The organism is Paenibacillus nasutitermitis, assembly GCF_014641075.1.
Lineage (GTDB): Bacteria > Bacillota > Bacilli > Paenibacillales > Paenibacillaceae > Paenibacillus_Z > Paenibacillus_Z nasutitermitis.
Genome location: NZ_BMHP01000003.1, coordinates 1,264,863 through 1,277,705 on the forward strand (window position 1 = coordinate 1,264,863; position 12,843 = coordinate 1,277,705).

Sequence of the window (12,843 nt, forward strand, 5' to 3'; positions counted from 1 at the left end):
TTCTTAAGCCATTACCGACCCGATCATAGATGCTGCCAGGGAATCGGGAAAGCTTTATGGATTTATCAGTTTTGCAGCTTGCAGCAGGCGGTGTACAAGAGCAGCCGTTTCGGCACGAGTCAGATTAGCGTCAACTTCCAGCTTTTCGCCTCGTCCGTTCATAAGGTTAAGGCTGATGGCAGCGGCGACGTTCGTCCGTGCCCAGCTCGCTATTTCGCTGCCGTCCTTAAATGCTGACAATACGCGAGTAACCTCTGCAGCAGGCAGTTCCGATTTCAGCTTTGCGATACTTGCAGCGCGTACCAACACAGCCGTTGCTTCTTGTCGGCTGACGTTCTGATCCGGACGGAATGTGCCGTCCTCGTAACCGTCAATCAGCTTGTAGTTGATAGCGGCTTGTACCGTTCGCGCATACCAGCTATTGATCTTAACATCTTTAAAGGAACCGTCATATGCAGCGTCTTGGATGCCAAGACCTCGTGTGACGATTGCCACAAATTCCGCTCTCGTAATCGATGCGTCAGGACGGAATTTCGTTGCCGTCACGCCATTTACGATAAGGCGGGAGCTCATGTCGTTGACATCGGCTTGCGCCCAGTGTCCCTTTACGTCATTCATTTCGCGTGGGCTGTAAACGACGGAATATGTGCTGTTGGTCAAGCTATTGATAATGGCGTATGTCTTGCCGTTCTCTCTAACAACAACGGTCGGCACATGACCAAGCTTGCGGTCTTCCGTCCATACTACGCCTGTAGTCACATCACTTGCATCGGTTCCGTCAGGAAGGATAATCTTCCGTTCTACATAGCTGTTAAAGTTGTTCACCAGAACCGTCTGGGTACCGTAGGAAGCAGTAACCTCGAAGTCAACCGGTGCTCCGACGAGCGTGTACTGATTTTGCTTAGCCGCTCCCTCTACTTGGGTCGCCTTGTCTTTGGGCGTTGCGGAGATTTGGATGCTGATCGTGATGTCTTCCAACTTCACGTCGGATCCTATCTGAGAAGAGATGCTGTCGAAATTGATTTGCGATGCCGGCAGCGTGTAAATCGCTTTGTCGGTTACAATCTGGATTTGCGCATCCTTCGATTGCAGGGATTTAACCAAGCTACCGTTCAATTGGCCAACCACAACATCGCTGTCACCGCTTACCGGAATGGTAATCAGCTTGTTGTTTTCTTTCTCCAGCTTGTCTATTATTCTCTTGCTGTCCAGCGTAATCGTTGTCACGCTCCGACCGTTCACTGTCGTTTGTTGAGCGGTCGCCAGCTGTCCCTGTATCACACCGTCGACGATGATTTGAAAACCAGGGTTAGTTGGCGTTGAGCCGCCGTCACCGCCGCCGGGGGATTCGTGCGTATCGACCGTTACAGTCGCTTGAGCCTGCTTGTCTCCATACACGGCGGTAATGACTGTCTGTCCGTCGTCGAGGGCAGTAACCAGACCGGTGCTGTTCACCGAAGCAACAGTCGCATTGCTCGAGGAATACGTAACGCCTGAGGAGAGCGTGAACGTGCTATTGTTTGAATAGACTGCAGTCGTTACGGTTTGGTGTGTAGAACCCCGCTCCAATGTATAGCCTGTGCTGTCCAGCGTAAGGCTTGCTAAGGTTACAGGTGGCTTGAAGTAAGCCACATACGTATTATCTCCGGTTACAGCAGTAGATGCCAGTTGGTCACTTGTCAGGAGAGTTGCTCCTCCATCTTTGCTCCAGCCAAGGAATGTATTTCCTATCTCAGGAGTTGCTGTCGGCACTGAAACAGGGAAGCTTCCACTGTAAACCGATTCGGTGACCGAGCCGCTCAGGCTTCCTCCAATTCCAGCCTGGTAGGTAACGAGATACTGAGGGGTCTGAATCCACTTCGCATAAAAAGTGACATTACCCATAATAGTGAATGTATCTCCAGGGGCATAAGTATCTTCTGTGCCGCCAGACCCTGTGGTCCATCCATCGAAGGTGTGATAGGTTTTCACGAGATTGCCGGTATTGCCACCGACCGTAGCTGTTACGCCTTGTCCGTAGGCTCCACTATCAACCGGCACGCTTCCGCCCGTATTGCCGTTGCCGTCGTACGTGATCGTTAACGGCGGAGACCATACGGCATATAAGGTCACGTTTTGCGTCAAAGTGATCGTATCTCCAGGCACATATTCAGGAACAGTCGCATTTGGAGTGGTGGCCCAGCCATTAAACAGATAGCCTAATCTCACTAGATTGCCTGAGTTGTCTGCTACGATAGCCGATTCGTACGGCTCGTAACCGACAGGGTCAATTGGTGCGGTTCCGTTTCCGCCATTGGCATTATAGCTAACAGACGCCATCAGCTTGGTAACGTTGCCGTGAACGAGATTTGTGGTGTAAAAGTAACCGGAGCTGTCTGCGGCCACATCAAATGCGGGGCTAAATATAGAACCGGGTGCAATCGCAATCGTTGTCCAATCGTTCTGGCCGCCATTGTATCTCAGTTTGTTTACACCGCCAACTATGCCTATTGTATATACATTATCGAATTTATCGACACTGATGCCGGTAGCAGTGAACGAGTTGGCTTGTCCTGCTGGAGGCGCGACATTCGTCCAAATGTTACCTTCAAGAGGAGCGGGAGGACCAGGAGGACGCTTTTGAACGACAGAGAAGCCATTCACAGGCGAAGAATCACTTACAAATACATTCCCTTCGCCGTCGGCCGCAATGTCCCACGGAACATAGAACGACGTATCCTCTCCATTAATATTAACCCATGAACTCCCGCCGCTAGGCAGCATAAAAACATTCCCAGTAGTTGATAATGGGTTGTTGGTTCCACTGTATTCCGTGACAAATACATTGCCTTGGTTATCTGCCGCAATGCCTAGCGCAAATCTGAACGTTTGTGTGCCGGTAATGGGCTCCCATGAAGTTGTTCCATGAGGCAGCTTTAGGATTCTGCCAACATTGTCTGAGCCGAGGGTGCTATTATCGGTAACGTAAACGTTTCCGTCTTTATCTACCGCGATCCCCCGCGGATTAATCAGACCGGCGTTGTGGGTAATGTCGGTGACCGTCTGGCCGTTGTCGGATATTTTCTCTACCACACCGGTCATAGAGACTATACCTATAGAATTTTTTTGACCTACCGTATAGATGTCGTCATTGCCGTCAATATCCAACGCCATCAGAGTATAATTGTAAGTATCTGGAATTGGGACTATATTGTTGTTCCTCGGAGGGGAATAGTGATTCCAGCTCAAAGGTCCCGTATAAGCGGGTGTTACCTCATCAATTGGTTCGTAGGATCCTCTGGCAAATGCCTTGCTTCCGTCCGCAACAAATGGCACCAGCGAAAGAACGACCAACAAAAAGCTCATTAGTACGGCAACCGCTCTAGTATTAGCAGAGCTGCATCTCCTCATATACATTTTCTCTCTTCTCTCCTTATTCTAATTCTTTCAGGGTATGAATGGCCTTGCTCATGATCGGCAGCTTATGGCTTTCTGCCTTGTGGAACTATAACCGATAGGGTCCTTTCTTCCTATCACACCTCCCAACCCAGACTAGTTAGACTATGAAACTTGCAAAAAAACGGGACTTTAGTACATAGTAACAATTTTTTTATTACATTAATAGACATATGAATTGTTCACTTTCATAAAACTTTGTGTTGATACGGAATTCGGCCTTAAGCCATATCGTAAATCTCATTTACTGAACCGAGCTTCCCAGGATCACCTGATTTACAATCCCACGTATTGGAACTATCCCGCCTGTCAGTTGGACAAATGAAGCCGAATTGAAGATATATCATTCCGAATTTAGAGAACGCAGAGTTCGAGTTCGATTGCCACCATACTTTCAGGAAATCCCAATTAAAGTATCCAAAAGAAACCATCCTTTGGTAAAATGGAATTTATCTTGAAATCGCTTTCGATTCCCTGAATTTGTGGTATATCCCTAACCTTCCCGACAGGCGGTGCAGATTGACTTGCGCAAATTATTCGTATTCAGACCCGACAATCTCAATTTTTTTTACAAGCTGATCATCGGCATGCTGCTAGTGGCGATCCTCCCAACGACCACCGCTGTATACGTCCTGCACCGTCATTACGCGAACGGCATGATGGAGGAAGTCGGGGCCGCCAACAAAAGGCTGCTGGAGCAGGCCAGGATGAACGGCGATATGATGGTCAACGAGATGATCCACGCGGCGGCCACACTGCTCAACAACCCCCATCTGTCCACCTTTATGCATAACGAATACGCGAACGACGCGAAGACGTTCAACGATCTGATGATTAAGCTGGACAATCTGCGCGGCGAGAGCCGCTACCTCTCCGGAATCTATCTCTATTTCAACCGATTCGAGTACATGATCGGCTCGGACGGGAGCGAAAGCTCGTTCTTCCGGAAATTCGCCCAGATGAGCGGCGCCGAACAGGCCTTGTTCAACCAGCCAGGACGCATGCATCAACCCCGCTTCTTCATGCAGGACAGGGACGGACGGCGCGATCTGGTCATGATCCGTCCGGTCCAGAGCTCCGCCTACCAGACGATCGGTTCCATCGCGGTGGTGATCGACGGCCATCGGTTCGGGGCGATCTTCGATCCTCTGCGCTTGTCCGAACTGGATACGACCTTGATCCTGGACGCCGACGGAAACCGCTTATGGTGCGAGGGTGCCGAATGCGGCTTAACGCAGCTCCCCTCGGACAAGGCGAATTCCTCCAGCGCCGATTACTCGATCATCGAACGGAACGGCCAGAAGCTGGCCGTGTCCGATAGCCATTCCTCCATCAGTCAATGGCAGTTCATCAGCATCCTGCCGATGGAGCGGTTGACCGGCAAGCTGAGCGTCGCCACCCACCTGGCCCTGCTCATCCTCCTAGCCATGATCTCGGTAGCCATAGCCTTCTCGATCGTGTACGGTCGATACTTATACCGTCCGCTGCGCATGCTGCTCAAGCGCATCCTCTCCCAGTCGGAGAAAGGCGCGAGTCGCGGCGACAACGAATTTCTGCTCATCGACGAGGCTTACCAGCATGTCCTGCACAGCAAAACCGATCTGGAGCGGTTCGTTGCCAGCAACCGGAGATTAATGGTCAGCAAGCTGCTGCACCAGGTTCTGACCGGACAGGAAATGGACCCGGAAAGGATTCTCGACAAGCTGAACTTTCTGGATATCCGTTTGCCCTGCCGTTTTTTTACGGTCGTAATGATCGAAGGCCTCCCCTCTCTTGCCCAGGACAAGATTTCCTACCGGAACAGCGCGATCGCCCAGCTGACGCTCCTGGACAAGGCGGAGCAGTGGCTGGCCGAGCATGCGATGACGGGCGTTGCTTTCGAACTGAATATGGAATCGATCGCCATCGTTCTCAACACGGACTCGAGCGATCCGGAAGATCTCGCCGCCTTTCTCCGCGCCGCCGCTCCCCCGTATCCGGAACTGCCCGGCGCTTCGCTGCGGATCGGAACCGGTGAGACGGTCGAAGGGCTTGGCCGGCTCTACGAATCGTACCGCAAAGCGCGCTACGAATTGGCCTGCCAGTCCGGCAGCGCCGCGGTCTCTCCGGAATATTCGGCCGACCCGACATCGCTATACGAGAAAAAAATCGGCCACGCGTTGGCCGCTAAGGACAAAACCGCCGCCGTGGAGGCAATCCAAGGCCTATTCGACCGGCTGGGTGAGGGCTCCTCGCTTTCTTGGCCGCAGGTCGTCAATATCGGATTAAAGCTGCTCTCGGCCGTAGCGAACAAGCTGGAAGAAATGAATCTGGCCGCGTACCAGGAATTCATGCAACGCGCGGCGTTCCATCAACTCTCTACACTGGATGATCTCCCCGCTCTCCGCGAGTGGTTGATCCGGCTGCTCGGGGAAACGATCGACCGGCTGAACGCAACGGCGGAAGGCAAAGAGACACATCACAAAATACGTCAGGTGATGCACATCGTTCAGGAGCATTATGGCAGCGAGCTCACCTTGGAGAACGTCGCCGATCGGGTCGGACTGAATCCCGCCTATTTGAGCAAGCTGTTCAAGGACGAGTCCGGCTCCAATTTCATCGAATACGTCAACAAAATCCGGATCGGCATCGGCAAATCCCTGATGCTGGACCAGCCCGGCCTTTCCCTGGATGTAATCGCCCAACGCGTCGGCTACAACAATACGCAAAGCTTCACCCGTTTCTTCAAAAAATACGAAGGCTGCACGCCGGGGCAATTCCGCCAGCAAGCGGGACACGTGCGGTAAACGGCGAAATCCAAAAAAGTGATGCCCAAGTCAAAAAAATGATCGTCCGCCAAACCTAAAAAACTCAACGTTCATCTCGAATACGTACTCTGTCGCGGTGCCTCCGGGCTCTGCTATCGTGGATTTCGGAAGCGATTACATGTTTCGTCGTCGCGATCCGAAATCCACGAACGGCAACAAGGAGGTGAACGAGTATTCGTACCACGGCAGTTTCCGCCAAGAAAGGCTCTCGCGTATTTCGGGAGCTGGCCAGGCAAAAGTATTTATGGCTTCTGCTGCTCCCGGGCATCGCCGCGACGTTTGCGTTCCAGTACATGCCCATGTACGGAATATTGATCGCGTTTAAACAATTCAATCCGATGCACGGGATCTGGGGCAGCAAGTGGGTCGGGCTGCAAAACTTTCAAGAACTGTTCGACACGGCCTTCTTCTGGCGGGCCTTTAAGAACACGATCGTGCTTAACGCGTATCAAATCCTGTTTGCTTTTCCCGTTCCCATCCTTTTCGCTTTATTGCTGAACGAACTGCGCAATGTCGTATTCAAGCGCTGGATGCAAACGGTCACGTATTTCCCGCATTTTCTCTCTTGGGTCGTCGTCGGCGGCTTCACCGTGGCGCTGCTGTCCCCGAATACGGGCGTGCTGGCCACGGTAACCGCTTGGCTCGGCGGTGAGAAGTACAGCGAATTTCTGCTGACCGATCCGCAAGCCTTCCGGACGATTCTGATCGTCACGGAGCTATGGAAAAGCATGGGCTGGGGAGCGATTATTTACCTGGCCGCCATTACCGGGGTGAATCCCGATTATTACGACGCGGCGGTGATCGACGGAGCCGGCCGCTTCAAGCAAGCGATTCACGTGACCCTGCCGGCGATTATGCCAACGATCGTCGTCCTGCTCGTCCTTAGAATCGGGAACATGATGGGCAGCGATTTCGAGCAGATCTATGTCCTGTATTCGCCTAACGTATACGAGGTTGGCGACGTGTTATCCACCTATGTCTTCCGGCTCGGGCTCTTTCAGAGCAAGTACAGCTATACGACCGCCGTGGGACTGTTCCAGTCGGTCATCGGCTTCGTACTTATCGTGATGGCCAACCGAATGAGCCGGAAAGCCGGGGGCGCCTTATGGTAGATAGACCCGACGCGCATCGCAAACCAGCGGGAGGTGGCACGTGCTGCTCACAACAAGTGAAAAGTGGTTCAATAAACTGATTATCGTTTTCATGCTGATCATCGGCGTGGCGATGCTGCTTCCATTCGTCAACGTCATCGCCAAATCGTTCAGCAGCAACGCCATGGTTATGGCCGGCGAAGTCGGCTTCTTCCCTCGTGAGTTCAACGTTCACGCGTACCGGGAAGTGTTTCGCAATCCGTTGTTTCTGACCTCTATGCAAGTCACCGTGTTCGTCACTGTGGCCGGTACCTTCTGCACGCTGTTCACGGTCGTCACGACCGGATACGCGCTGTCCAGAAAACGGCTTCTGGCCAGGCGAGCCGTCATGCTGTACTTTCTGATCACGATGTTCTTTCATGCGGGGATCATCCCCAACTTCTTGAACATTCGGAATTTGGGTCTGTATGATACGATCTGGGCGCTCATTCTGCCCGGCATGATGAGCGTGTACTATATGATTCTCGTGAAAAGCTTCTTCGAGCAGCTTCCTTCGGAGCTGGAGGAATCGGCCTCGATAGACGGCAGCAACGACATTCAGACGCTCGCTTATGTGTACCTGCCGATCTCCAAGCCGATTCTGGCTACGATCGGGTTGTTCGCCGCCGTTCATTACTGGAACACTTTCACGCCCGGCGTCATGTTCATCCAGACGCCGACGCTGTATCCGCTGCAAGTGCTCGTGCAGATGATAATCTCCACGCAAACCTCGATGGACATGCAAAACATGGCCGAGCTGGACCTTCAAGGAACGCTGGGGACGGAAACGCTGAAGATGGCGGTCATCGTCGTGTCGACGCTGCCGATCGTCATCGTCTACCCTTTTCTGCAGAAGCATTTCGTTAAAGGCATTACGCTTGGAGCCGTAAAGGCCTGATCGGTAACCGCCATCCACTCATCAATCATTCAAGGAGAGGGTCAATATGAAAAAAAGAGCAAGCGCGCTCATCCTTACCCTAAGCCTGGCAGCCGGGCTGCTGGCCGCCTGTTCCGGCGACAAACCGTCCGCAGCCTCTCCGCCGTCGAGCGAAGAGAAAGTGAAAATCTCGATTCTGAACGGGCTGTGGGATATGCCGGCCGGCGTCGATCCGAACGACAACAAATGGACCGACATCTTCAAGGAGGCGTTTCCGAACGTGGATATCGAATGGATACTCGCACCCCGGGACGCCGCCCAGTTCGGGCAGAAGAAACAGATGCTGATGGGTGCAGGCGATTTTCCGAACCTCGTTCTCGCTACGAAAACCGACATGATCAACTGGGCCAACAACGGCATGATCCTTCCGGTCGACGACCTGATCGAGCAGTACGTGCCGAACCTGAAGCGTTACCTGAGCGAGGAAGACATGCTCAACGTTACGTACATGGGCAAGAAATATTTGATCCCCGGGCCCGTCTCCAGCTTGCAAAATCCGAGTGTCACCTATATTCGCAAGGACTGGCTGGATAAGCTGCAGCTCCCGATGCCGGAGACGCCGGAACAGTTCATGAACGTCATGAAGGCGTTTACGGAACAAGATCCGGACGGAAACGGCAAGAAGGACACATACGGTTTCGCCAGCCAGAAGAGCCTTGTCTTCATGGACAATACGCTCGGTTACCCGTTCGGGGTCAACCTGGATACTCAGGCCAACACGATCCAGTGGCAGCGGGTCGACGGCAAGCTGCTCCCCGACTTCGTTACGCCGGGAGCCAAGCAAGCGCTGGCCTACTTCCGCGAGATGTACGCTACGGGCGTCTACGACAAGGAATCGATGGTTCTTGACTACGGCAAGCTCGAAGAGAAGATCACGAGCGGCAAGTACGGCGCGGCCAGCTTCTTGTCCAACGCCATGCGTGGCCGGATTGCCGCCAACATCAAGAAAGCCGATCTGAACGCGGAGCTCGTCCTGCTTCCTCCGCTCAAAGGTGCCGACGGACGGCAAGGCTTGCCTCGCGGCGACAACATCAACACGTACTGGGCGGTCACGCAAGGCACGACGCCCGAGCAGGCTAAAGCGATCGCGGAGCTGCTGAACTGGTTCATGGAGCCCAATCCGGAGACCGAATACACCAGCACGATGGGCGACCTAATCAACATGGGCGAATTGAACGTCCACAGCACACTGCTCGGCGGCAAATACCTGGAGGAGATTCCAGATTCGCAGTTGACCCCGGAGGCGCTCGCCGACAAGTACCGGTTCAGCTACCGTCTGATGTTCTCCTCGTCCCACATGCTACCGGACCAGGAGCGGATCGAGTACAGCAAGCTGTCCGATACGGTCAAACCGGGCTTCTATGAAGACGTCAAAGCGCAAGTGGACTACGGCGTTTACAACGGAATGAAGATAGCCGGTTCGGTGGCGTCGCAATATCTGCCCGATCTGATCACGTATTTCGACGAGATGAAGATGAAGATTCTGACCGGCGCTGAACCGATCGACGTTTTCGACAAGTGGGTCGATTACTTCTACAAGAACCACGGTCAGGAAATCATCGACGAAGTCAATCAAATGAACTCGTAAGCAAGGAAAGGGGATCATACGCATGCAAGCAAACACGCTTCGCTCCCGTTGGCCGCTCGGCATGTCCGTCAACGCGGCCATGCCCCCGAATCTGAGGCAGCTGGCCGATGACGGCATCGACTGTATCGAGGTGACCTGGCGCGCGCCGGATACGCTGTCGGGCGCGGCGCTGGCGGAGTGCGATCGCGTCATCTGCGACGCGGAACGCCACGGCATCCGCGTCTGGTCGCTGCATCTTCCCTACGGCGACGAATGGGATCCTTCATCGCCGGACGATTCTGTCCGGGAATCCGCCGTCGCCGGCTTGACCCGCCTGATCGACTTCGCTTGCGATCGCAACGTTCGGACGACGGTCATTCATCCGAGCTTTGAACCGATCGCGCCGGAAGCGCGGGAGGCCAGACTTCGTCTTGCTTCCCGCTCCCTCGGCGCACTCGCCCGGCATGCCGCCGGGCGGGGCGTTCGGCTGGCCGCGGAATGCCTGCCCCGAACGTGCTTGGCCCATTCGGCCGCCGAGATGCTCGCCTTGCTCCACGACAATCCGGAGCTGTGGGTATGCGTCGACGTCAACCATCTGTTCCGCGAATCGCCCGCCGCATTCATCCGCGCAATCGGTAGCCGGCTGGCCACGACGCACCTTTCTGATAACGGCGGCATCGACGAGGAACACAGGTACCCGGGAGACGGCATCATCGATTGGCCTGACGTCCTGCGCGCGCTGGAAGAAGTCTGCTACGACGGCCCCGCGATGTACGAAGTCCGTGGCCATACGCCGGATCGGGTTCGTGCCAACTGGAACTCGCTTCTCCATTCTAAGGAGGTTGAATGATCTTATGTCCGTCCACGCTACTTCGAAACGCCGCCTGTGGATCAGCCTCATCGTCATTGCGGCAATCGTCTTCTCGCTCGTCTGGGACGCTAACGCCCGCAGCCATGCGTTGGCGTTCGACCCGAAATGCGTCGGCATTACCGAGCAAAACGGGCATCGCGTCATGGTTATGGACGCCGACATGACCGATTGGAACAGCAGTCAAGCCGTTCTCTGGTCCTGGTATCCGACGGCCGCCAACGGTTTCGGGGATCTGACCGCCGCCTGGGACTTGCCCACCGATCTGAAAATTCGCGACAACTGCGTATTCGGAGGCCGCTTTGCGATCGTCACCGATTCGGCGGGACTGGCCGCGATCGTACCCTATCCTGCCGGAAACAGCAAGAAATGGGGTCTGAACGTCGGCGGCAACCCACAATCCGCCGAGCTGCTCCCGAACGGGAATATCGCCATCGCCGCCAGCCAAGGGAACTGGGTTCGCGTATATACGTCGACTCTGCATTCCTCATCCAGCACCTATGCGACTTACGCTCTTCCGGGTGCGCGGGGCGTGCTGTGGGACCCCCGAGGCAACGTGCTTTGGGCCGTGGGAGACAATCATCTGGTCGCCTTGCTGGTCGACGGCTCGCGGATCGCTCCGGTTCTGACCGAATACTTGAAAGTAACCCTGCCGACGGTCGGCGGACGCGACGTCCAACCCGTATACGGCGACGTCGACAAGCTGTGGGTGCCGACCAACTCGGCCGTCTATCAGTACAGCAAATCGGCAAACGCTTTCAGTACGACGTACGCGGGAGCCGCCCAGATGAACCGGGCCAACGTGCGGGGGACCGGCAGCGACCTCGAAACCGGTCAAGCCATTCAGACGGTGCCTAAGGCTGGCTGTTCGTCCTCCTGGTGCACTGACACGGTCGACTTCTTCGCACCCGGCACGACCCGTACCCTCACCGGAGGAGCGATCTACAAGGCTCACTTTTTGAATCCCGAGTACCAGTAGCAAGAGCGGCTTGCATACCAGAGAGGAGCCTATATTCATGAAAATCAGGTGGTTTACGATATCTATGACGATCGTACTCGCGTTAACGCTCGGACTCGTCATCCTGCGCCACGAACCGGCGACCGCGGTCGCCACCGACTTCCCGCTCGGGGGCACCGACCAGAAGAACGATAAAATCGTGTTTTTTGACCCGAACGCCACGGACTGGAACGCTGCTTCTTCGATCGTATGGCAATGGACCCCTACGGCTGCCAACGGCTTCAGCGGTCTGACCGGCGCGTTCGGCGATCCGAGCGACGTCCGCCTTCGCGACAACTGCGTATACGGAGGCCAGTGGCTCGTCGTCGCCGATTCCAAGGGACTGGCCGCAGTCGTACCGTATCCGGCCGGCAACAGCCGGAAATGGGGCTTGAACGTGGGAGGCAATCCGCATGCCGCCGAGTTGCTGCCCAACGGCAACGTCGCGGTGGCAGCCAGCCACGGCCATTGGGTCCGGATCTACACGGCGTCGCAGGGCCCAGACTCGGCGGTCTACGCCCAATACGATCTGACCGGCGCGCACGGCGTGGTGTGGGACCCTCAGCGCTCGCTGCTGTGGGCGCTCGGCGACTACCACTTGGTTGCGCTAAGCGTTAACGGTACAGATGCCGCTCCGACGATCCGCGAGGTGCTGAAGGTCGATCTGCCGCAGCAATACCGCGGCAACGGCGACCCGCTTGAGAATCCCGGGGGACACGAGCTGCAGCCCGTCTACGGCGATTCCGACAGGCTGTGGATAACGACCGCCAAACACGTGTACCAATACGTCAAGTCCACAAACACGTTCGACTCGTCGTATCCGGGCAGCGCCGGCGCCGACCGGGAAGCGACCAAAAGCGTGAGCAACCAGCTGTCCGGCCAGATCGTCTCCACGCAACCGGACTATGCGAAAACGCCGGTCGGTGCCTGCGTCTTCAACGGCTGGTGCATGGACAGCACCGATTTCTTCAATCCGGCCTACACCCGGACGCGCACGGACGCCGCCTTCTACAAGGTTCGCGTCATGAATCCGGCGTATCAGTAAATCTTATTCGAAGCAGATGGAGCAGAAAAGGGACATCGCCTTCTCTCGGGAAACCCC

The 12,843-nt window shown here is 55.2% G+C and carries 8 protein-coding genes; 7 read left to right on the plus strand and 1 reads right to left on the minus strand.

The genetic code is table 11. The features are described 5' to 3' along the window. Positions 1–54: 54 nt before the first annotated feature. Positions 55–3,396: an S-layer homology domain-containing protein gene (locus IEY46_RS24325; protein WP_229750498.1), complete on the minus strand. Its 3,342-nt coding sequence runs from the start codon at positions 3,394–3,396 to the stop codon at positions 55–57. Positions 3,397–3,959: 563 nt separating this feature from the next. Here IEY46_RS24325 and IEY46_RS24330 point away from each other — a divergent pair. The 7 genes from IEY46_RS24330 (at position 3,960) to IEY46_RS24360 (ending at position 12,786) form a co-directional block, all read left to right on the plus strand. Continuing rightward, positions 3,960–6,221, plus strand: coding sequence for a helix-turn-helix domain-containing protein (locus tag IEY46_RS24330; RefSeq protein WP_188995925.1), 2,262 nt, complete (start codon positions 3,960–3,962; stop codon positions 6,219–6,221). A gap of 314 nt (positions 6,222–6,535) precedes the next feature. Beyond that, positions 6,536–7,354, plus strand: a complete 819-nt coding sequence (locus tag IEY46_RS24335) for an ABC transporter permease (RefSeq protein WP_188995927.1) — start codon at positions 6,536–6,538, stop codon at positions 7,352–7,354. A gap of 40 nt (positions 7,355–7,394) precedes the next feature. After that, complete coding sequence (locus tag IEY46_RS24340; RefSeq protein WP_188995929.1) at positions 7,395–8,270, plus strand: carbohydrate ABC transporter permease; 876 nt, start codon at positions 7,395–7,397, stop codon at positions 8,268–8,270. Positions 8,271–8,316: 46 nt separating this feature from the next. After that, positions 8,317–9,897, plus strand: coding sequence for a type 2 periplasmic-binding domain-containing protein (locus tag IEY46_RS24345; RefSeq protein WP_188995931.1), 1,581 nt, complete (start codon positions 8,317–8,319; stop codon positions 9,895–9,897). Positions 9,898–9,919: 22 nt separating this feature from the next. Next, positions 9,920–10,726, plus strand: coding sequence for a sugar phosphate isomerase/epimerase family protein (locus tag IEY46_RS24350; protein ID WP_188995933.1), 807 nt, complete (start codon positions 9,920–9,922; stop codon positions 10,724–10,726). A 4-nt stretch (positions 10,727–10,730) separates the two neighbouring features. Further along, the gene (locus tag IEY46_RS24355) at positions 10,731–11,723 is read left to right on the plus strand and encodes a DUF6528 family protein (protein WP_188995935.1); all 993 of its coding nucleotides are present in this window, start codon (positions 10,731–10,733) and stop codon (positions 11,721–11,723) included. Between the two features lie 37 nt (positions 11,724–11,760). Then, complete coding sequence (locus tag IEY46_RS24360) at positions 11,761–12,786, plus strand: DUF6528 family protein (RefSeq protein ID WP_188995937.1); 1,026 nt, start codon at positions 11,761–11,763, stop codon at positions 12,784–12,786. Positions 12,787–12,843 lie beyond the last annotated feature (57 nt).

What these genes read in the sequence shown, in the direction of transcription:
- IEY46_RS24325 (WP_229750498.1), bottom strand. Translation starts at nt 3,396, where the DNA reads ATGTATATGAGGAGATGCAGCTCTGCTAATACTAGAGCGGTTGCCGTA.
- IEY46_RS24335 (WP_188995927.1), top strand. Translation starts at nt 6,536, where the DNA reads ATGCCCATGTACGGAATATTGATCGCGTTTAAACAATTCAATCCGATG.
- IEY46_RS24345 (WP_188995931.1), top strand. Translation starts at nt 8,317, where the DNA reads ATGAAAAAAAGAGCAAGCGCGCTCATCCTTACCCTAAGCCTGGCAGCC.
- IEY46_RS24350 (WP_188995933.1), top strand. Translation starts at nt 9,920, where the DNA reads ATGCAAGCAAACACGCTTCGCTCCCGTTGGCCGCTCGGCATGTCCGTC.
- IEY46_RS24355 (WP_188995935.1), top strand. Translation starts at nt 10,731, where the DNA reads ATGTCCGTCCACGCTACTTCGAAACGCCGCCTGTGGATCAGCCTCATC.
- IEY46_RS24360 (WP_188995937.1), top strand. Translation starts at nt 11,761, where the DNA reads ATGAAAATCAGGTGGTTTACGATATCTATGACGATCGTACTCGCGTTA.